The organism is Chryseobacterium carnipullorum (genome assembly GCF_900142785.1).
GTDB lineage: Bacteria > Bacteroidota > Bacteroidia > Flavobacteriales > Weeksellaceae > Chryseobacterium > Chryseobacterium carnipullorum.
Genome location: NZ_FRCD01000006.1, coordinates 16,931 through 37,001, shown reverse-complemented (window position 1 = coordinate 37,001; position 20,071 = coordinate 16,931). Strand labels below are relative to the sequence as shown.

Below are 20,071 nucleotides of genomic sequence, written 5' to 3'. Positions count from 1 at the left end.
ATGAAAAAAACTTTAATATATATCATCGTAGCAGCGGTCTTAGTCGGTTTAGCGGCTTACAAGATTGCAGATAATAAGGAGAAACAGACCAAAGAAGTAAAAGAAGTAGCCAAGCAGGTTGATAAGATCAACGTGAATGTGGTAACGGTTGCAAGAGAAAATATCGATACTGATTACTCAGCGAACGGAACTTTCATTCCCAAGCAGGAAATGAACCAGTCTTCTGAAATCGCAGGACGTATTGTAAATGTTCTGGTAAAAGAAGGATCAAGAGTTTCTGCCGGACAGACTCTGGCCACCATTAAAAAAGATGCTATTGAAGTAGATGTGGCGCAGGCTCAAAATAACCTGCAGAATGCCATTATTGACAATCAGCGTTATGAAAATGCCTTTAAAACAGGAGGTGTTACCAAGCAGCAGGTTGACAATTCAAGATTGCAGTTGAAAAATGCACAGGCAGCGGTGAGAGCACAGGGAGTACGGGTAAATGATGCAAGTATCCGTGCCGGAATCAGTGGAACAATCAACAAAAAAATGGTTGAGCCGGGAACGGTAGTTTCCATCGGAACTTCGATGTTTGAAATCGTTAATATCAACAGCCTTAAATTATCTGTACTGGTAGACGAAAGCCAGGTGGGAAGAATTGCATTAGGTCAGGAAGTTCCCATTACTGTTAATGTTTTACCTGAAGATTCGTTCAGCGGTAGAATTACATTTATTGCTCCTAAAAGTGATGCCTCTTTAAATTTCCCTGTTGAAATTGAAGTTCAGAATAAAGGAAACTTAAAAGCGGGTATGTATGCAACGGCTTTATTCAAAACCAATCACGGTGCTGAAACTCAAAATATGCTGACTGTTCCTGCGGAAGCTTTCGTGAATGGAGTAAGTTCAGGACAATTGTTTATCGTAAGCAACGGAACAGCTAAACTGATCAAAGTACAAACCGGAAAAGTATACGGTGATAAAGTTCAGATCCTAAGCGGACTGAATGGCGGTGAACAGGTAATTACCAGCGGACAGATCAACCTTGATAACGGTTCGAAAATCAATATCGTAAAGTAAGATAACATGAAGTTAGCAGAAATATCCATTAAAAGGCCATCCCTGGTTATCGTATTGTTTACGATACTTACGTTGGGTGGTTTATTAAGTTACTCCATGATGGGGTACGAGTTGATTCCGAAGTTTGAAACCAATATGGTAACTATTTCTACGGTATATCCGGGAGCTTCACCTGCTGAGGTGGAAACTTCGGTCACCCGGAAGATTGAAGATGCCGTAGGTTCACTGGAAAACGTAAAAAAAGTAGAATCTTCATCTTACGAAAGTTTATCGGTTATTATGGTTCAGCTGAATACCGGTGCCGATGTAAACTATGCGTTGAATGATGCTCAGAGAAAAGTAAATGCTATTCTGGCAGATCTTCCGGACGACGCAGATCCGCCTTCACTGCAAAAATTCTCACTGGATGATTTACCGATCATGACGTTGAGTATTTCCAGTGATAAGCTTAATAATAAAGATCTTTATGACCTTTTAGATAAAAAGATTGAACCTATTTTTTCCCGTGTCAACGGGGTAGCTCAGGTGGATCTTGTAGGAGGACAGGAGAGAGAAATTCAGGTAAGTTTAGATGAAAAGAAAATGCAGGGGTACGGTCTGGCTATTGCAGATGTACAGCAGGCCATTCTTTCTTCCAACTTGGATTTCCCTACGGGAGCTTTGAAAACGAGAACATCAAGGTCTACGATCAGACTTTCCGGAAAGTACAGAAGCGTACAGGAAATGAACAATCTTGTAGTTTCCAATAAAGATGGAGCTCAGGTTCGTTTATCTGATATTGCAACGGTTTTCGATACCCAAAAAGATGTTGAAAAAGTAGCAAGATACAACCAGAATTCAACGATTTTACTTCAGGTTAAGAAACAGTCTGATGCCAATGCAGTATCGGTTTCAGAAGCGATTCAGAAAACAATTGCCAATGTTCAGGACAATTATAAAACCCAGGGCATTAAGATCAATATTGTAGATGATACCACAGACTTTACGCTTGAAGCGGCAGACCACGTGATCTTCGATTTATTCTTGGCGATTATCCTTGTAGCAGTAGTCATGTTATTGTTCCTTCACAACATCAGAAACGCATTTATCGTAATGGTTTCTATTCCGATGTCATTGATTGCAACGGTAATCGGAATGTATCTGATGGGATATACCTTGAACCTGATGAGTTTACTTGGACTTTCATTGGTAGTGGGTATCCTTGTGGATGATGCGATTGTTGTTTTGGAGAACGTTTATCGTCACATGGAGATGGGGAAAAGCAGAATCCGTGCGGCTTACGATGGTGCTTCGGAGATTGGATTTACGGTAACGGCTATTACCCTGGTAATTGTGGTGGTATTCTTACCGATTGCGATGAGTTCCGGTTTGGTATCTGATATCCTGGCGCAGTTCTGTGTCACGGTAGTTATTGCGACATTATTCTCGTTATTAGCTTCATTTACCATCATTCCTTGGTTATCTTCAAGATATGGTAAACTGGTGCATTTGACAGGTAAAAATCCTTTTGAGAAATTTATTCTTTGGTTTGAAAAGCAATTGGAAAAATTCACGCACTGGATCACAGGAATTCTGGAGTGGGCATTGAAATCTACATTAAGAAGAGTGATGACCGTTATCGTAACGTTCATTATCCTGATTTCTTCATTCATGTTGGTGGCTTTCGGATTTATTGGAGGTGAATTCTTCCCTAAAATGGACAGAGGACAGTTCCTTGTTCAGATGGAATTACCAAAAGATGCTTCCGTAGAAAAAACCAATCAGGTGACCTTAGCGGTTGAAAAATACCTTAGAAATGATAAAGATGTAGTGGATATGATCACCACGGTCGGTCAGCAGTCATCAGGTTTTGGTGGGGCACAGGCTACCTTGTACCAATCCGAGATCCAGGTGATCTTGGTTGATAAATCTGAGCGTAATGAAAGTACAGATATCAAATCTGCAAAAATCAAAAGAGCCTTAGAAGAAAAATTCACAGGAGTTGAATTTAAAACAGCACCGATCGGATTAATGGGAGCAGATAATGCACCGATTGAAATGGTGGTGACGGCTCAGGATAACGAAACGGCCAATAAAGAAGCGAACAGAATTCTTGAATTGCTTAAAAAAGTACCGGGATCTGTAGATGCAGAATTATCAACGGACTCTGGAAACCCGGAAGTTCAGGTGAATATCGACAGAGATAAAATGGCGTCTTTAGGCTTAAATCTTTCCAGTGTAGGACAAACGATGCAGACTGCATTCAGTGGAAATACAGACGGAAAATTCAGAGCCGGAGAATACGAATATGATATCAACATCCGTTTTGGCGATGCGAACAGACAGTCTATTGATGATGTAAGAAATCTTATGTTTACCAACCCTAAGGGAGAACAGGTAAGACTAAGCCAGTTTGCTGATGTAAAAATGGGTTCCGGACCAAGTTTATTGGAACGTAGAGATAAATCGCCTTCTGTAAAGGTAAAATCTAAAGTAGTAGGTCGTCCTGTAGGAGATGTTGCCAACGAATGGGCAGCTCAGTTCATGGATAACGCAAAGACTAAACCGGCAGGAGTAAGCTATATCTGGAGTGGTGATATGGAAAACCAGACTGAAGGTTTCGGTACGTTAGGAATTGCATTGATGGCTGCTATTGTATTGGTTTACCTGGTAATGGTTTCACTGTACGATTCATTTGTCTATCCGTTTGTGGTATTGTTCTCCATACCTCTGGCATTGATCGGGGTAATGGTTATTCTGGCCATCACCGGAAATTCATTAAACATCTTTACGATGCTGGGGATGATCATGTTGATTGGTCTGGTGGCAAAGAACGCGATTATGATTGTCGACTTTGCGAATATGAGAAAAGAAGCCGGTGCCAATACGCATGACGCTTTGATTCAGGCTAACCACGCACGTCTTCGTCCGATCCTGATGACAACGATTGCCATGATCTTCGGTATGATCCCGATTGCGATTGCAAAAGGAGCAGGAGCGGAGATGAACAACGGATTGGCTTGGGTAATCATTGGTGGTTTGACTTCATCATTATTCCTGACGTTGATCATTGTACCAGTAGTGTATTCATTATTTGATTCAATTCTGAGAAGAATGGGCAAAGGTGAAAAAGTAGACTACGATGCTGAAATGAAAGCTGAATATGACCATAAAGAACTAAGTGAAGACGGATATACTCCGAAACACATAGACTAAAATATTTAACCTTAATTAACCGAAAAACCGTATCATTTTTTTGATACGGTTTTTTATTTTAAGGGAAGTAAAGAATAACAGCTACGCGGTTGACTAAACTATTGAATTAGGCATAAGCATAAAAGTCTTGTTGTAGACTGTTTTATTTCTTTGTTTTGGTTTTCTTTGCTTTTTCTCCCCAGTTATTTAGTTGCTTTAAAATCGGCTGCAAAGATGAACCTAGTTCTGTCAGGGCATATTCAACTCTTGGTGGCATTTCAGGGTAAATTGTCCTTGTAATAAGTCCGTCTGTTTCTAATTCTCTCAAATGTTGTGTGAGCATTTTTTCGCTTATTTGAGGAATAGCTCTTTTCATTTGGCCAAAACGATAGATTCCTTCGGTCATTTTCCAAAGTATGGCAGGTTTCCAACGTTTACCCATTAATGATAGCGCAAAAATAAAAGGGCAGTCTGTTTCTAATGCCAGTTCATTTTCTAAATTAACTGAATTTTCTTTTCTTGATGTCATGTACTTACTTTTTGGTAACTACCATACAATTTGGTAACTACTTTCAAAAGTAACTATACATTCTGATATTTGCAACTCAATTTAAATAGTAAATTATGAATATTAGTTTCATCGGTGCTGGAAACGTAGCATCAAGTCTTGGGTCCTTATTTACGAATGCTGGTCATACCGTAAAATATGGAACACAAAATCCGAATGATAGTCAACTGCCTGTTGTGGATGCTATTTCCTTTGGGGAAGTAGTGTGTTTTGCTATTCCTTTTTCTGCAATGCACGATGTTTTGACGGCAAATAAGGAAGCTTTAAAAGGTAAAATTGTAGTGGATATTACGAATGCGATCAACAATTCTGATTGGTCTCCTTTGTTTTTAGGTGAAGACAGTGGTGGCGAACAAACGGCTCGTCTATTACCCGAAAGTAAAGTAGTAAAGGCATTCAATACCATTTTTGCTGATGTGATGAAAGAAGATAAACAGCTGTTTGATGGTCAGAAATTAACGGCTTTTATTGCGTCTGATGATACAGAAGCGTCTGCAACAATAAAAAAATTAGCTGATGATGCTGGTTTTAATGGGTTTATTGTTGGTGGAATTAAAAATTCCCGTAATCTGGAAGCCATTGCACAATTGAATATTGCTATTGCTTTTGGGGGTGGTGGAACAGATGCAGGTTTTACCTATTTTCAACGAAAAAATTAAAAGATGCCGAAACCTACAATGAAAGTCTGGACTGATGCCTGGCGTAGTGCAGATGCTGAAACTTTCAAAAATGTGTATTCAGAAACTGCTTTAATTTTTCCCCCTGTCAAACCAGCTATTAAAGGAAATGAAAGTATTCTTGAATTTATGAAAGGCGGCTTGGGTAGAGTTGATGTGATTTTTGAAGCAGAAAATCTTATGGTCAGCGAAAATTTAGCATTTGAGTTTGGTATTTTCAAAGATATTGAGCTGTTAAGTAAGAAAGTTATTGGTGAAGGTAAATATTCCGTTACCTGGGTTTTAGAAAATTCAGTTTGGAAGGTTCAATGTCATATCTGGTCTATGCCTGTAAAATTGTAAATTTGTCGCCGATAAACGATAAATATAAATCACTTGTCTGTAAAATGTCAAGTGTTTTTTTTTGATCATAAAAAAAGGCTTTCAGAATGAACTGAAAGCCTATATTATATGGTAGTTGGAGAATTAATCTGCCATCGCCTCACCGGCTTTTCTGTAGATAAAACTTCCGTAAATGTGTCTTCTTGCAAAACGGCTTGGAGAATCAGAATTCACCATTTTGATATACGTATTTCTTGGAACACCAATATATTCATACATATTTCCGTTCAGATGCTGAACCTTCAACACTGCTTTCTCAAGATAAAAATCCTGAATATTAGATTTTGTGATCGTTTCCGTGTATTCTTCTTTGTATTTTTCCTGCGTTTCCTCGTTGATGCTTACCAAAAAGTGGTAGGCTTCAATCACGGCCTTGCTTTTTTCTTCTGCTTCCAGCTTTCCGGCTTCGTCATTGGCAAATTTATCAGGATGCGAATCTTTCATCGTATTTCTGTAAATTGTTTTTAATTCCTTTAAAGTGACAGTTTTATCAACTCCAAGAAGCTTTCTGTGTTCACCAACTCTTTTCATATGTATGATCCTTTATTTCGGGGTGCAAAATTAAGCTTTTTAATTTGAAAATCGTAAGTTATTCAGTATTAATTTATTTCATGTTTAAGAAATAAATAAAATCCACTGTGTTTTTTGTTTTTTACCAAAGGGATAAGCTCGTTAGCCTTGTCAAGGTTTTAAACCTTGACAAGGCTTCCTCCTGAAATCATCTCTTCAAAGGAATTTATTTAGGTAAAAAAACAATAAAAGTGTCCTTCAGTTCTTTCTTCTCCTCCAGACTCAGCATCCTTAAAATACAAATGATAGATGATTTATTCGTCCTTATTTTTTTTATATTTGTAAAAAAGCAAATATGCAAAAAGAAAAATTACGTACAGTACGAAAGAGAAAAGGATATACTCAGCAGCAGATTGCTGATATTCTTGCGACCGATGTATCTAATTATAGCAGAAAGGAAAGTGGTGATGTGAGGATTATACAAAGGGAATGGGACAAAATTGCTGCTTTTCTGGAGGTTCCGCTAGAGGAAATTTACGAAGAAGAGGAAGCTACAACGATCATTAACAATAATAACTCAACATTTAATGGCGCTGGCTCCTCGGGAGGTGGAAATATTAATACATTCAATAATGAGCTCAGCATTTCTTTAATCAAGAATTTGCAGGAGTATATTAGCTTGCTCAAAGAAGAAATCAGCAGGCTTAATGAGAAGCAGAATAAATCGGGGAAATAATTCTCAGAATAATATAATATAAAAGCACATCAGAATTCTGGTGTGCTTTTTACATTGGATTTCAATTCTTTAAAAGATGAATATTTTGTAATTTCCTTCATTATTGAAATAGAGCTTATAAGAGCTTGAATTTACTTCGTCTCAATGTCAATAACTTTCCTGCCGTAATTTCCCAGATATTCTGTTAAAAGCTTCTCATAGACTTTATAGCCATCATCCACATTAGTGAAAATCACAATCCCGTCTTTCGTCTTAGGGATGATAACGAACAGGGTCTGTACTCCTTTGTCTGCTCCGCTGTGTGACAATGCGATATTTCCATCGCCCAAATCGTAGATTTCAAAGCCCAGACCAAATGATTTCCCTTGTTTAGTAGTCACCTGACTGGTTTTCATATCTTTAAAAACTTTTTTAGAAAGTCCGTCACCATTCATCACACTGATTAAAAACCGGCTGTAATCTGATACAGTGGTCATAAGATCATCTGCTGCATTGGATGTTTCTGTTTTTACAGTTTCGTACATTTTACCGTCTTTATCATAGCCTTCTGAAAATCGTATCACATCTTTTTTTTCATTCCAGATATAAGAGGTGTCATTCATCTTTAAAGGGCGAAAAATAAGTTCCTCAGCAAGTTGATTAAGTGTTTTGTTGAATTTCTTTTCCAAAGCTCTTCTCAAATATTCAAAACCTTCTCCTGAATACTGATATTTTGTTCCTGGATCAAACTGAAAATTCAGTTTTCCGTCAGCATTCATCGAACGCCAGTTAGGAAATCCTGTTTGGTGGCTTAAGATGATTCTGGTTGTCAGTTTTTTATTTCTGGGGTCCTGCGCAATATCAGGATCCGTCCAGTACTTGTCCAGAGACTCATCAAGATTCCATTTTCCTGCACTGACCAATTTTAAGACCACGATGGCTGTCATTGGTTTAGTGAGGGAAGCTACATTGAATAATGTATTTTCAGGTGCTGCATTTCCTTTCATCAATGTTCCATAGACTTTTATCTTTTCAATTTTTCCGTTTCTAATAATGCCAAGTCCAACATTTGGAACTTTATTTTCCTTTATCCACTGTTCAAAATCTTTGTCATTATCCTTTTTAACGCTCTGATCCGATTGTTGATCCGGTTTCAGATCAATATTTTTTTCGGTCTGTGCAAATAAATTAGATGTGATGATGCACAGGCTTGCAGTGATGATGGTTTTCTTCATTAGGGATAATCGTTTGATGATGGATTTGGTATCAAAACTACGGTAATTTTTTATGTTGAAAAAAATATTTTGAGATTAATTTGGCTAACATTATTTCTTAAAAAATCCAACAGGAACGGGCTTAAGACCACTTGTCATTTAATTTGCATAACAAGGTCTTTAGCCAAAACATAAAAAAGCAGAAGTAAAAACTCCTGCTTACAAATTATAATGATTGTATCTTTAGCTTTCCTGTAGTACATAAGCTGCGGCTGCTTCCCTGGAGGCTTCCACCATTGCAATCAACGCCTTTTCCGTTTCATCCCAATGTCTGGTTTTCAATCCACAGTCTGGATTTACCCAAAGTTGCTGTGCAGGAATGACGGCCTGGGCTTTTTGCAGAAGATGAATCATTTCTTCTTTAGACGGAACTCTTGGTGAGTGAATATCATACACTCCCGGACCGATCTCATTCGGATATTTGAAATCAGCAAAAGCCTGCAGCAATTCCATCTGGCTTCTGGAACATTCGATGGTAATGACATCAGCATCCATATCCGCAATATTCTGAATAATATCGTTGAATTCAGAATAGCACATGTGCGTATGAATCTGTGTTGTATCTTCTACCCCCGAAGCTGAAATTCTGAAAGCTTCTACAGCCCATTCCAGGTACTGCTGCCATTCGGATTTTCTGAGTGGAAGTCCTTCTCTGATGGCTGGTTCGTCTATCTGGATAATTCGGATGCCTGCTTTTTCCAAATCGTTTACCTCATCGCGGATCGCCAAAGCAATCTGTTGACAAGTCAATGAACGAGGTTGGTCATCACGCACAAAAGACCATTGAAGAATGGTTACAGGCCCCGTCAACATTCCTTTTACCCATTTTTGAGTGAGAGACTGAGCATACTGAGACCAGTAAACCGTCATCGGATGGGGTCTGTGTACGTCACCATAGATAACCGGAGGTTTCACGCAGCGGCTTCCGTAACTTTGGACCCAACCGTTTTGAGTAAAAGCAAATCCTTCGAGCTGTTCGCCAAAATATTCCACCATATCATTTCGCTCAAACTCCCCATGTACCAATACATCGATGCCGATTTCTTCCTGCCAGCGGATCGTTCTTTCCGTTTCCTTTTTTAGCAGATCATCATATTGTGCGGCAGTCAGTTCCCCTTTTTTGAATTTTGATCTCCAGGTTCTTACTTCTTTAGTTTGAGGAAAAGACCCGATGGTGGTCGTTGGAAACATAGGAAGTTGCAGAACTTTTTGTTGCTCTTCTTTCCTTGTACTGAACGGGTTGTTTCTTTTTGCATCATCTTCAGTAGTTACCTCTACACGATCTTTTACCTGCTGATTATGGATCAGCGTTGACGTTTTACGGGCATCAATGGCTTTTTTGTTCTCGGCATATTGCTGTAATGCCTGGTAATCTGCTTTTCCGGAAGCCAGTTTTTTTAGTGCTACTATTTCATAGACTTTTTGTTTGGCAAAAGCCAGCCACTGTTTGATCTCAGGCGATAGAATATCTTCATTTTTTTCTGAATCAAGATCGAAGGGGGAGTGGAGAAGTGAGCAGGATGGAGCGATGAAAACCCTTTCTGAGCCGATGGCATGGATTGCTTTTTCTATAAATTGTAATGATGTTTCAAAATCATTTTTCCAGATGTTTCTTCCGTCTACAATCCCTAAAGAAAGGCTCAGTGTCTGAGGAATAGTATTTAAGACCTCATCCAACTGTTCAGGAGCGCGAACCAGATCAATGTGTAAAACATCAACGGGAAGTGAAGCTGCCAGTGAAAGATTATCTTTTAAACCATCAAAATACGTGGCCAAAATGAACTTTAAATTCGGAAATTGTTTCCTGATTTCCGTATAAATCAATTGATAGGTTTCCTTTGCTTTTTCATTTAAATCCAATGCTAGGAAAGGCTCATCAAACTGAATATATTCTGCACCGTGATTTTCCAGTTCTTTTAAAATCTGAATATACACCGGAAGTAAGTTTTGAGCTAAATCCAGCTTATCGAAACCTTCTTCTTTTTCTTTTCCTAATAATAAATAAGTCAGCAAACCGATAATGACAGGTTTTGCATTGATTCCGGCTTGTTTTGCGCTGATGAATTCCTGGATGATTTTATTGGAGAATAATCTGAATTCCTGATTTTTTTGAAATTCAGGGACTATATAGTGATAATTGGTGTCAAACCACTTCGTCATTTCCATTGCGGTGATATCCAAACCTTCTTTCTGAAAGCCTCTTGCCATCGCAAAATAGAGATCAGGTTCAGATTTTTTGAAAGCAATTTCCTGATAACGTTCCGGAATGGCTCCCACGGTTAAGGTCATGTCTAAAACCTGGTCGTAGTAGGAAAAATCGTTACATGGAATAAGATCTATTCCGGCTTCCTTTTGCAGGTTCCAGTTGCTGTGTACGATGGTTTTGCCAACTTCAAGTAATTCGTCTAAAACGATTTTGCCCGACCAATAATTTTCGCAGGCTTTTTTCAATTCTCTGTTGCTACCAATACGCGGATAGCCAAGTAGGTGTGTTTGCATTTTCTTTTCAACTTTTTAATTAAATAATAATGGTAAAGTTCTTTTAGAATGCTTCGCAATGCCGACGATGAGAGGTTTTCAGAAATAGAATAGATACAGTGAGGGCGTAATTTGAGAATAGGCTTAAAGTTTTTAACGCAAAGTTTTAATGTAAATTCCTTTATAGGTTAAGAAAGCAAAAGGGAATCAATAAATTGATTTTATGAAGCTAACGTTTTATCTATAAGCTTCATCAGCGATTAATCACATCTCTTTGCAACCTAAAATAAGGCATTAGTATAAAAAATATTTGCGTTTAAAATCAAAACTATTCAAAATTAAACGTTCAAAAAGTATCATCTGTATGACTTAAAAAGCTTCAAACCGCGAAAGCATTGTCCATTCAGAATAGGCAGGTCTCCTGGCTTGTAACAGTTTTTATCATCCTTCCCGCTTGTGCAGTGGATATCCATGGACAAAAACCTTTGGTGCGTTACTTACAGTTGCGCGACAGCTCGTGATTCTCACACGATTCCCTATTAATCTACGTTAAGTAAAACCTCTTCTGTTTGATGAAGAATGTTAAAGAACAAAATCTGGAGTAAAGGTATTGATTAAAGTGAATTGATTGGCTTAATGATTTAAATTAAGAATAATATTCTTTCTTGATTTTATTTTAAAGTTAAATATTCTGTACATTTGAAAAAAATAACTCTAAAAAGAATATTATTCTGTGGAAAGACTTGACGAAAAGGATCTTCAGCTGCTTAGAATCCTTCAAAAGAATGCGAAACTGACGGTAAAGGAGCTTGCTAAAGAAATTAATCTTTCACCATCACCTGTTTTCGAACGGGTGAAAAGGCTGGAGCAGGAGGGATACATTAAACATTATGCAGCGGTTCTGGAAGCAGAAAAACTGAATCGTGGTTTTACGGTTTTTTGTCAGATCAAACTTAAGATCCATGATCGTTCCGTGGGAAATCAATTTGTGGAAGAAATTGTACAGATTGACGAGGTTGCCGAATGTTACAATATTTCCGGGGATTTTGATTTTCTGCTCAAAGTTCAGGTAAGGGATATGAAGCATTACCAGGATTTTGTATTCAATAAACTGGGTTCAGTAGATTCCATCGGTAGCGCGCACAGTACTTTTGTGATGGCTGAAGTGAAAAACATTCATGGAGTGAATATTTAAAAAAATAAAAACAGTATCCCAACGAATACTGCTCCTATAATTTTTTAATCATTCAATTTTTCAATCTTTAAATCAAAATCACGGCTCATCACAATCTGTCTTCAGTTTTGTAAAGACCTTATCAAATTTTTCATAGAGCGTTCCTTCATCATTCGGGTCGGGTCTGAAACTACCATTGGCACAGTTGTAAAAGCCGAAACCAATCAGTTGAATCAGGGCATAATCATCTTTCCTTGGATCGTTGAATTGGGCCTTGAATTTATCCATTACTAATTGTGGATTAGAATTTTCTTTGCTTTTGGCTTCGGCAAAGTTTTTCCAGACGGTGTACATTTTTTGTTTGTCGGGAGAGGAAACTGCATCAATATATTCTTTGCAGGTACTGTAATATTTGCTGTTTTTCAACGAGGCAGGATCAGAATAGGCGATAAGATCTTCTTTTTTCAGCTGATATTCGTTTTCAAAAGTCTGAATAGTTTCCTGGTGAAGTTTTTTCCACTCCGGAAGATTGATGACCTGTATACCGTACAGCTCTTTTTTCTTTTCCTGGTATTGTTTTTCCAGTTGCTGCAGATAGATGTTTTTATTTTTTCTTACATCGTCCAGATCAGAAAGTTTAAAGACAGTATGATTGTCAAACAGTCCACTGCTGAATTGATACAAAAGCTTATTAACCCCGTCTATTTCCTCTTTTTTATATTTTCCGGGATCAAAATACCCTGTATTGTCACAGTTAAAGGTTTGGTACGTGTACAATACCAGAGTATTGGTCTTAGTGGTTTTTTTCTGCCCCGAGACTGTTACAGAAAGAGCCAATGAAAGGGGAATTAGTAATTTTTTCATAGATCCGGATAGGCGATGTTTTTTTGAAATGTCTTTTATAATGCAGCTGTAAAATTACTATTTTAGATTTGAAAGAGAAAGAAATCTTGTTTGATCTTAATAGGCTCAAATAGGTTTAGTGTAATGAGTAATTACTTACTTCGATCAGGTTCATATCCGGATCGCGGAAATACAAAGATTTCATTTTTCCCAGAGCACCGGTTCTTTCGACAATTCCCTCGATAATTTCGATATTTTTCTGTTTAAGCTCTTCCATCACCTTTTGAATATCCGTTTTTGCAATAAAACAAAGGTCTGCGGAGCCGCAGGTGGGATTTTCCGCTTTCGGTTCAAATTCATGACCTTTCTGATGCAGATTGATCTTTTGATTTCCGAATGTAAGCGCTTTTCTTCCTTCCCCGAAAGTGATTGCCTGGAAGCCCAGAATAGAAGTGTAAAACTCTACAGTTTGATCAATACTGGCAACCGTGAGAACGATGTGGTCTATGTTTTCTATTTCCATTTTCTTTTTTTACACAAATTACACGAATGTTTTTCACAAACAGTACCAATTTTTCGTGAAAATCTGTGTTCGAAATTGGTGCTATTCGTGTTTCTGCCAAATTAAATTTATTAATAGTAATGGTTTTATTTTAGCTGCTTAAAACATCTTTGATCTGTGTTTCCATATCCTGGATATTTTCAAACTTTACCAGATTGATGGTTTTACCTGTTCTTTTAAGCTCTTCTATAATATCCAACACAAGTTCCAAAGGTTCTGCTTCAAAACCGAATAAATTACTGTCAAAATTGGTTCCTGCAACCAGACCGTCATTATTCATCCCGAGACACCAGTTTTCTATAAACTCGTTCAGGGGAATAGATGAAATTTTATAATGGCTCCATTCGTCGTTAATACAAGATTTTGCTCTTGCCTCATCAGACCAAAAGCAGATGATCTGTACAGGTTCACCATCTTCATATTCAAGCTCGTTGGAGTAGGAGACGGCAAATCCGTTGTCATCCTGTAATGCATAGATGATTTCCGTTTCGGTGACTTTTTTAATGAAATCTTTATGGCGGTTTTCTATCGTAATATGATCCTGTATCATTGTCAGTTTATCTTTTTATCTGGTTTTCAAAATGGTCTGTAAGCTTCAGCGGCTATCGATGTAATTTTAATGAGTGATGGTCATAAACATATTGTACATGATTGTTTTTGATGATGATATCTTTATTTCCAGGTTTCAACAGTAATGAATCTGTATCAAATGTAAAAGTGATCCCATCATTTCATTCTTTTATTTTTAAGACATCTGTTAATTTCTTTTCTTCATTTTTGGGTTCGATATCTAAATTTCCAAGATACTTTATTTTTCCTTTTTCCAATAAAACGCATCACCTCCAAAAACAAGGAGTAACTTTCTCATCGTATTTTTATAGAATACCTTTAATCCGTAAATGCTGCAACAGCATAATGGTTTTGGCATCCATGATTTCTCCTGTAGCTACCATAGAAAGTGCCTGCTCAAAAGGAAGTTCCAAAACTTCAATATTTTCACCTTCTTCTTCCAGTCCGCCGCCGTCTGCGATTTTCATTTCAGCTGAATATTCAGCGGTAAAAAAATGAAGAATCTCTGTTACAGAGCCGGGTGACATATAGGCTTCAAATATTTTTTCCACTTTTGAAATTTTGTATCCTGTTTCCTCCTCAGTTTCTCTTTTGATGCATTCCTCGGGATGATCATTATCCAGTAAACCTGCGCAGGCTTCTATAAGCATTCCTGTTGTATTTCCATTGATGAAAGTCGGCAGTCTGAACTGTCTGGTAAGGATCACCTTTCCTGTTAATTTGTTATAAAGCAGGATTACGGCTCCGTTTCCTCTGTCATAAGCTTCTCTGCTCTGGGTTTCCTTGGTGCCGTCTTTCTTTTCTATGCTGTAAGTGACTTTATTGAGGGTGTACCAGTTGTCTGATAAAATTTCTGTTGTAAGAATAGTAATGTTAGGATTCTGCATAGTTGTATCGATAAAATCTTTTGAATGATTTTTATTTTGTTTGATGATGAATTAATAAATTTTCCAATGCCTTTTTCAGATCGGGAAACTGAAACTGAAATCCCGTCTCTGTAATTTTTTGCGCAGAAGCCCGGGAACCTTCCAGCAAAGCATCTGAAAGTTCTCCAAAGAGCAGTTTCAGAACAAATGATGGTACATTGGGCATAAATAAAGGTTTCTTCAGAACTTCCGCGATCTTTTTCGTCAAATTTTCATTGGTAGTGTGTTGTGGAGAAACCGCATTGTAAGCGCCGTCCATATGGGTGTTTTTCAAAGCTGACTCATAGATAGAACAGATGTCTTCAATGTGAATCCATGGCATATACTGTTTCCCGCTTCCTAAAGGAGATCCTATTCCGTATTGTATGGTTGGAAGCATTTTCTTTAGGGCACCATCTTCTTTAGAGAGTACCACGGCTGTCCTTACTTTTACCACTCTTTCGGCAAGATTCTGCTCTTTGAAATCATCTGCTGCTTTTTCCCATACCACCACCACTTCACTCAGAAAATCATTTCCCGGTGGATCTTGTTCCGTATAGATTTTATCGGTAGTTACGGTTCCATAATAATTGATTCCAGAGGCGGAAATGAAGGATTTAAGTTTAATATTCTTCTTTCTCAAAGTTTTCAAAAGAAGTCCTGCAGAATCTACCCGGCTGGAGATTAATTCTTTTTTTCGCTCATCTGTCCAGCGTTTTTCAGAAATATTGGCTCCTGCAAGGTGGATGATGTGGGAAACATGATCCAGCGCAGATTCATCCATCGTTCCCTTTTTCAGGTCCCATTCAAAATCATTTTCATGTTTCTTCTTTCGGGTAAGGAATCTTACGGTATAATCTTTTTCTATTTTTTTAGACAACTTACGGGCGATCATACCGCCGCCGCCGGTTATCAGAACAATTTCTTTCATAATACTTTATTTTTGAATGGTGTAAAATTAAGCCTGATTTCTTACAATCAGAACAAAGTCTTCTTCTAAAAATTTATAACCGTAATCATAAATAAACCTGTATTCAGAGCCGTTTTTATAAACTTTCAGATTGGTGAAGTAATCGAAATCAAAACCCAAGCCATCCATTCGGGATTTTGCTATTTTTGCTTTACCATCCGTATTCAGTTCCATCAGGATACGGTAGTTTTTGCGAAGTTTGTTGTTTACATTCCGCATCAGATTGGTGGAATCTTTGTTCTGCTTATTATTGTAGGCATTCCGGCAGGCATCATTGCAGAATTTTTTATCAGACCTTCCTATAATTTTTTCGCCACATTCAAGACATTCCATGTTTATTATTTTTTCATTTTGTGTGTATGCTCATGTTTTTTTCGCAGCAGTCTTTTGAACCTGCTGTGGGTAGGGTAGCTTCTGTTCGCGGTCATATTGTTGAACAGTAAAGCTGTAAGGAGAAGAATAATACACCCTGACAGGACCGGAGAAAGAACATACCAGTATCCCAGTTCGGGAATCTTTCCTACAGAACTCACAGCGATAAGGGCAGTAGCTCCTCCGGGCGGATGAAGTGTTTTGGTATATTGCATCAACACAATGGAAAAGGCTACGGCGAGCGGCGCGGAGAGCCAGATAATGTCAGGAACAATTTTATAGACGGTAACACCCACTATGGCTGAAATAACGTGTCCGCCCACCAGGTTTCTTGGCTGAGCCAGAGGGCTCTGAATGGCTCCATAAATCAAAACACTGGATGCCCCGAAAGACCCGATCAGGAATATATTTTCCGTAGCGGATACGGAATGGGACTGAATAAAAGCAATCATACCAATTCCTACAAACGCTCCCAGAAATGACCAGAAATGCTCTTTATAGTCAACAAGCGTTTCCTTATAGATCACGTATTTTGAAACTCTGAATGTTCTTTTGATTGTCTTCTTCATTAATCTTCTTTATTTTTTATTATTTGAATTAAATTCTTTACAAACGTTTGGGTATAGGTTCCGGTGTCATCATTATCAGGATCCAGAACCGTGATCTCTATTCCGAAACATAGGGGAGAATGGACCAGCGGTTTCAGAATTTCCCTTAAATCTGCATAGTCGATTCCGTCTTCCCTTCTGTTGTCTACGGCGGGCATCAGCTCATCACTCAGAACATCCACATCAAGATGAATGAAAAATCCATCCAGCGCTTTGCTGCTGATCATTTTTAGAAAATCCTCTGCCGTTTTCCCGAACCCTTTTTTTCTAAGCTCGTAAAGATCAAAGTAATGAATGTCAGAATTGATGATCTGCTGTACATATTCTTCATCATCTGTTTCATCATTTCCTGCACAGTAAATATTTTCTTCTAAAAAATAAGGCTTCAGCCCTCGAATATCGGTTAATTTTTCGTGACCTGTTCCGGTAATAATGGCGAGGTCCATTCCTGCGGCGGCGGAAGTTTCTGAAAGATGAGCGGGAATAAAGTCAGTATGCCCATCCAGATAAAATAATCCAAAATTTCCAAGCTTCTTCAAGGCCAGAGCAGTTCCAATCAGAATGCTGCAGTCACCTCCAAGCATAATACTGAACGTATTTTTCTGATGGTTTTCCAAGATGAAATCGGCCTGTTCTTTGGCATATTCGACAATGCCTTCAGCATTTAAAACACCCGATTCGTGATCATATTCCATGGAATAGTCGGGTGCTTCCAGTCTGAAAATATGGGCTGGATTGATTTCTTTATGAAAATCAAATTTTCTGAGCCAATCCGGGAGTTTTTTCACACCGGGCTCCGTTTCATGATTCTTTTTCTTAAGCCCGAGATGGAGAGGGAATTCAAAAATATCGATATTCCTTTTCATAGATGATATTTGCTCAAAGGTACGGAATTATCCGTTTGAAAACGGGTAGTTTTGAGTAAGAATCAATCTGTTTTTTTTATTCTTACTCTAAAAAATGTAAGCAAAAAAAGTGTTGACACCAGCTTGATTTTTAATGTCTTTTGAGCAGTAATGAAATTTATGTTGTAGGGTGGTTTTCTTTGATGATATTTTTAATTGAAAAGTGAATAAACGTTTCGTTTTCTTAGTGAAAATTCTTTGTTAATTTTGTTTTTAAATATTTGGTATTTAAATATTTAACATAATAAAATAATTCTTTTTTATTTCATTTGTTTTAATACTTTTAGAATGATTTTTGAACCACTTTTTAATCATTAAAAACTAAACAACGATGAAAAAAAATTACTTTCCCCTTTTATTGAAATTCCCTCTCATGAATGGATAATATAATAATTCCTCTTTTGTAAGATATCCATCCATTTTTCGTCTAATTCTAATTCTATACTTTAATTCATTATGAGTAAAGCATATACCCTCATCGTTATATTCTGCTGTTCTTTTCTATTCTCTCAAACCACTATTTTTGGCGGCGTTTCAGGGCTCTCTTTCAGAAAAAACAATGTAAGAGACAGTATTTTACCTACAGATACCCTCACGGATAAACTGATGAATTTTCATTTAGTTCATGATCCTATATCTGGAAGTTTTTTTAAAAAATTGGAAACAGGATTGAATCAGCCCTCTTTATTTATCGTGAGTAATAAATTTGGAGGAAGCGAAAAGAAGGTCTACGGTAAAATAGGAAGCTCAATCATCAGTACTATTGGAATTGATGACTTTACTGATTCCCTGAGAATTAACAGCCCCCGGATTGGGTCCAAAATAGTAGCTTTTACCAAGAATGATCATAACCATAAAATCAATCCTATTGTTTTTCTCAATAAACGAACGGATAAAAAACTACTAATCCCAGAGATTCTTGTTTTTGACACCAATTTATCTACAACAGATAAGCAAAAGGTTGAGACCTATCTTTCAATAAAATATGGAATTACCATTAATGATATTTCTGAGAAAAATTATATTTCTTCAGGAAATGAAATTGTCTGGGATTCCAAGAAAAATAAAAATTACAATTTCAGGATTACCGGAATAGGTAGAGATGAATTATTTGGACTCTATCAAAAGCAATCACAAAATTCAGAAGATGACCATCTTGTGATTTCTTTAGGACAGGTAAAAGCCACCAATAAACAGAATAATTCTACTTTAAATCACAGTAGTTACCTGTTGTGGGGAGATAATAATCAGACGTTGTCCTTCAAAGAAGCAGACCTTATTTCTGCACATCCTAAACGGGATATGAAGAGAATGTGGAAGGTTCAGGTCAAAAATACAGGCAATATTCCGTTGAAAACTCATCTGTATCTTAGCCTCACAGGTTTGACGCCAAATGATAAGATAAAACTTAGGGTTTTTTCCAATGAAAGCAACTATCAGAACGATATTTCAACAGATATTTCAGGTGAAAGACTGAATGATTCATTGTATGTTTTCAAAGATGCTGCCTGGGATACTGATGATGACGGAAATGATTATTTCACTTTCAATTTACAGGATCTGCAAAGTGATGTACCCGTACAGCTTACAAGCACTTGTACTGAATTGGGGAATGGCATAGTAAAAATATCCGTCCCTGATAATATTTTTCCATTTACCTACTCTTTAAAAAGTATAACCACGAATCAAACGGTCGTAAATACTACTTACGGGAGCTCTAATCCTATTTTGTTCAACAGTCTTGCTCCGGATAATTATCAACTCAGTATTCAGAGACAGGGACAGGCAGATATTATAAGAACTTTTGATCTTGAAGGGATTATCAATCAGAATATAGACAGTCAATATCTTTGGCATGGGACACCTATAGAATTGGATCTTAATACGTCAGCGTACCAGTATACTCTTACCGCTCCTTCAGGAACAGTAAGCCATGCTGCGCCCTATTTTCTTAACGGGCAGGGTGCCTATCAGCTGCTGATCAAAAATAAGCTTGGATGTGAAATTACAAAAACACTTTCTGTCCTCAGCCAGTCTGAATATGACGCTTTGCAAAGTACCTCTTTATTTAAAAAAATTACTGTATCTCCCAACCCTTCTTATGATGGTAATCTGACGATAAAAGTAGAACTGAAAGCTGCTAAACCATTGACCATTAAAATATTTAACGGTTTAGGAGTACTTGTTAAACAAGGACAGTATAATTCGGCATCTGATTTTACCATTCCGATGAGTATTCCTGCGGTTGTAGGATATTATAACATTAAAATATTTATTCCTGAAGAAGGAAAAGGAGTGAACTTCCTTATCAACTAATAAAACA

General features: G+C 37.5%; 19 protein-coding genes and 1 riboswitch. Of the genes, 7 read left to right on the top strand and 12 right to left on the bottom strand.

What is annotated here, in order from left to right:
- Together BUC06_RS08085 and BUC06_RS08080 are read left to right on the top strand one after the other, a co-directional pair.
- On the top strand, positions 1 to 1,062 hold the full coding sequence (locus tag BUC06_RS08085; protein ID WP_073332270.1) for an efflux RND transporter periplasmic adaptor subunit: 1,062 nt from the start codon (positions 1 to 3) through the stop codon (positions 1,060 to 1,062).
- 6 nt (positions 1,063 to 1,068) lie between these two features.
- Positions 1,069 to 4,257: an efflux RND transporter permease subunit gene (locus BUC06_RS08080; protein ID WP_073332267.1), complete on the top strand. Its 3,189-nt coding sequence runs from the start codon at positions 1,069 to 1,071 to the stop codon at positions 4,255 to 4,257.
- A 142-nt stretch (positions 4,258 to 4,399) separates the two neighbouring features.
- Here BUC06_RS08080 and BUC06_RS08075 read toward each other — a convergent pair whose 3' ends face one another.
- Positions 4,400 to 4,765, bottom strand: coding sequence for a winged helix-turn-helix transcriptional regulator (locus tag BUC06_RS08075; RefSeq protein ID WP_073332264.1), 366 nt, complete (start codon positions 4,763 to 4,765; stop codon positions 4,400 to 4,402).
- 95 nt (positions 4,766 to 4,860) lie between these two features.
- On the opposite strand from BUC06_RS08075, the gene BUC06_RS08070 reads away from it, so the two are divergent.
- Together BUC06_RS08070 and BUC06_RS08065 are read left to right on the top strand one after the other, a co-directional pair.
- Positions 4,861 to 5,463, top strand: a complete 603-nt coding sequence (locus tag BUC06_RS08070) for an NADPH-dependent F420 reductase (protein WP_073332260.1) — start codon at positions 4,861 to 4,863, stop codon at positions 5,461 to 5,463.
- Between the two features lie 18 nt (positions 5,464 to 5,481).
- Complete coding sequence (locus BUC06_RS08065; RefSeq protein WP_167367406.1) at positions 5,482 to 5,823, top strand: YybH family protein; 342 nt, start codon at positions 5,482 to 5,484, stop codon at positions 5,821 to 5,823.
- Between the two features lie 123 nt (positions 5,824 to 5,946).
- On the opposite strand, the gene BUC06_RS08060 is transcribed toward BUC06_RS08065, so the two are convergent.
- Entirely contained in the window at positions 5,947 to 6,393 is a 447-nt protein-coding gene (locus BUC06_RS08060; RefSeq protein WP_073332254.1) for a KTSC domain-containing protein, read from the bottom strand.
- Positions 6,394 to 6,727: 334 nt separating this feature from the next.
- On the opposite strand from BUC06_RS08060, the gene BUC06_RS08055 reads away from it, so the two are divergent.
- On the top strand, positions 6,728 to 7,108 hold the full coding sequence (locus BUC06_RS08055) for a helix-turn-helix domain-containing protein (protein WP_073332251.1): 381 nt from the start codon (positions 6,728 to 6,730) through the stop codon (positions 7,106 to 7,108).
- A gap of 131 nt (positions 7,109 to 7,239) precedes the next feature.
- Here BUC06_RS08055 and BUC06_RS08050 read toward each other — a convergent pair whose 3' ends face one another.
- Positions 7,240 to 8,322, bottom strand: a complete 1,083-nt coding sequence (locus BUC06_RS08050) for a serine hydrolase domain-containing protein (RefSeq protein WP_073332248.1) — start codon at positions 8,320 to 8,322, stop codon at positions 7,240 to 7,242.
- 222 nt (positions 8,323 to 8,544) lie between these two features.
- Positions 8,545 to 10,860 carry a 5-methyltetrahydropteroyltriglutamate--homocysteine S-methyltransferase gene (metE, locus tag BUC06_RS08045; RefSeq protein WP_073332246.1) on the bottom strand — a complete coding sequence of 772 codons (2,316 nt, stop codon included), beginning with the start codon at positions 10,858 to 10,860 and terminating at the stop codon, positions 8,545 to 8,547.
- Positions 10,861 to 11,233: 373 nt separating this feature from the next.
- Positions 11,234 to 11,418: riboswitch (cobalamin riboswitch) on the bottom strand.
- A gap of 154 nt (positions 11,419 to 11,572) precedes the next feature.
- Between metE and BUC06_RS08040 the strand changes: the two genes are divergently transcribed.
- Positions 11,573 to 12,034, top strand: a complete 462-nt coding sequence (locus BUC06_RS08040) for an Lrp/AsnC family transcriptional regulator (protein WP_073332243.1) — start codon at positions 11,573 to 11,575, stop codon at positions 12,032 to 12,034.
- Between the two features lie 78 nt (positions 12,035 to 12,112).
- Here the strand turns inward: BUC06_RS08040 and BUC06_RS08035 are convergent, their stop codons facing one another.
- The 8 genes from BUC06_RS08035 to BUC06_RS08000 all read right to left on the bottom strand — a co-directional run bounded on the left by BUC06_RS08035 (position 12,113) and on the right by BUC06_RS08000 (position 17,709).
- Positions 12,113 to 12,877, bottom strand: a complete 765-nt coding sequence (locus BUC06_RS08035) for a hypothetical protein (RefSeq protein WP_073332240.1) — start codon at positions 12,875 to 12,877, stop codon at positions 12,113 to 12,115.
- Between the two features lie 115 nt (positions 12,878 to 12,992).
- Positions 12,993 to 13,379 carry a VOC family protein gene (locus BUC06_RS08030; RefSeq protein ID WP_073332237.1) on the bottom strand — a complete coding sequence of 129 codons (387 nt, stop codon included), beginning with the start codon at positions 13,377 to 13,379 and terminating at the stop codon, positions 12,993 to 12,995.
- Between the two features lie 130 nt (positions 13,380 to 13,509).
- Positions 13,510 to 13,968: a DUF2750 domain-containing protein gene (locus tag BUC06_RS08025; protein WP_073332234.1), complete on the bottom strand. Its 459-nt coding sequence runs from the start codon at positions 13,966 to 13,968 to the stop codon at positions 13,510 to 13,512.
- 325 nt (positions 13,969 to 14,293) lie between these two features.
- A complete protein-coding gene (gene nudK, locus BUC06_RS08020; protein ID WP_073332232.1) occupies positions 14,294 to 14,875 on the bottom strand; it encodes a GDP-mannose pyrophosphatase NudK in 582 nt (193 codons plus the stop codon).
- Positions 14,876 to 14,906: 31 nt separating this feature from the next.
- Positions 14,907 to 15,824 carry a TIGR01777 family oxidoreductase gene (locus BUC06_RS08015; protein WP_073332229.1) on the bottom strand — a complete coding sequence of 306 codons (918 nt, stop codon included), beginning with the start codon at positions 15,822 to 15,824 and terminating at the stop codon, positions 14,907 to 14,909.
- 27 nt (positions 15,825 to 15,851) lie between these two features.
- Complete coding sequence (locus BUC06_RS08010; protein ID WP_073332226.1) at positions 15,852 to 16,196, bottom strand: hypothetical protein; 345 nt, start codon at positions 16,194 to 16,196, stop codon at positions 15,852 to 15,854.
- A 5-nt stretch (positions 16,197 to 16,201) separates the two neighbouring features.
- Positions 16,202 to 16,804: an HPP family protein gene (locus BUC06_RS08005; protein WP_073332224.1), complete on the bottom strand. Its 603-nt coding sequence runs from the start codon at positions 16,802 to 16,804 to the stop codon at positions 16,202 to 16,204.
- On the bottom strand, positions 16,804 to 17,709 hold the full coding sequence (locus tag BUC06_RS08000) for an arginase family protein (RefSeq protein ID WP_073332220.1): 906 nt from the start codon (positions 17,707 to 17,709) through the stop codon (positions 16,804 to 16,806). The genes BUC06_RS08005 and BUC06_RS08000 overlap by 1 nt, the downstream gene beginning before the upstream one ends.
- Before the next feature lie 495 nt (positions 17,710 to 18,204).
- Here BUC06_RS08000 and BUC06_RS07995 point away from each other — a divergent pair, with 495 nt between their 5' ends.
- Complete coding sequence (locus BUC06_RS07995; protein ID WP_073332217.1) at positions 18,205 to 20,064, top strand: DUF8202 domain-containing protein; 1,860 nt, start codon at positions 18,205 to 18,207, stop codon at positions 20,062 to 20,064.
- Positions 20,065 to 20,071: the final 7 nt, after the last annotated feature.

Coding starts and splice junctions, on each gene's coding strand:
- BUC06_RS08010 (WP_073332226.1), bottom strand. CDS start 16,196: ATGGAATGTCTTGAATGTGGCGAAAAAATTATAGGAAGGTCTGATAAA.
- BUC06_RS08015 (WP_073332229.1), bottom strand. CDS start 15,824: ATGAAAGAAATTGTTCTGATAACCGGCGGCGGCGGTATGATCGCCCGT.
- BUC06_RS08065 (WP_167367406.1), top strand. CDS start 5,482: ATGAAAGTCTGGACTGATGCCTGGCGTAGTGCAGATGCTGAAACTTTC.
- BUC06_RS08055 (WP_073332251.1), top strand. CDS start 6,728: ATGCAAAAAGAAAAATTACGTACAGTACGAAAGAGAAAAGGATATACT.
- BUC06_RS08080 (WP_073332267.1), top strand. CDS start 1,069: ATGAAGTTAGCAGAAATATCCATTAAAAGGCCATCCCTGGTTATCGTA.
- nudK (WP_073332232.1), bottom strand. CDS start 14,875: ATGCAGAATCCTAACATTACTATTCTTACAACAGAAATTTTATCAGAC.
- BUC06_RS08005 (WP_073332224.1), bottom strand. CDS start 16,804: ATGAAGAAGACAATCAAAAGAACATTCAGAGTTTCAAAATACGTGATC.
- BUC06_RS08075 (WP_073332264.1), bottom strand. CDS start 4,765: ATGACATCAAGAAAAGAAAATTCAGTTAATTTAGAAAATGAACTGGCA.
- BUC06_RS08000 (WP_073332220.1), bottom strand. CDS start 17,709: ATGAAAAGGAATATCGATATTTTTGAATTCCCTCTCCATCTCGGGCTT.
- BUC06_RS07995 (WP_073332217.1), top strand. CDS start 18,205: ATGAGTAAAGCATATACCCTCATCGTTATATTCTGCTGTTCTTTTCTA.
- BUC06_RS08060 (WP_073332254.1), bottom strand. CDS start 6,393: ATGAAAAGAGTTGGTGAACACAGAAAGCTTCTTGGAGTTGATAAAACT.
- BUC06_RS08035 (WP_073332240.1), bottom strand. CDS start 12,877: ATGAAAAAATTACTAATTCCCCTTTCATTGGCTCTTTCTGTAACAGTC.
- metE (WP_073332246.1), bottom strand. CDS start 10,860: ATGCAAACACACCTACTTGGCTATCCGCGTATTGGTAGCAACAGAGAA.
- BUC06_RS08030 (WP_073332237.1), bottom strand. CDS start 13,379: ATGGAAATAGAAAACATAGACCACATCGTTCTCACGGTTGCCAGTATT.
- BUC06_RS08085 (WP_073332270.1), top strand. CDS start 1: ATGAAAAAAACTTTAATATATATCATCGTAGCAGCGGTCTTAGTCGGT.
- BUC06_RS08070 (WP_073332260.1), top strand. CDS start 4,861: ATGAATATTAGTTTCATCGGTGCTGGAAACGTAGCATCAAGTCTTGGG.
- BUC06_RS08025 (WP_073332234.1), bottom strand. CDS start 13,968: ATGATACAGGATCATATTACGATAGAAAACCGCCATAAAGATTTCATT.
- BUC06_RS08050 (WP_073332248.1), bottom strand. CDS start 8,322: ATGAAGAAAACCATCATCACTGCAAGCCTGTGCATCATCACATCTAAT.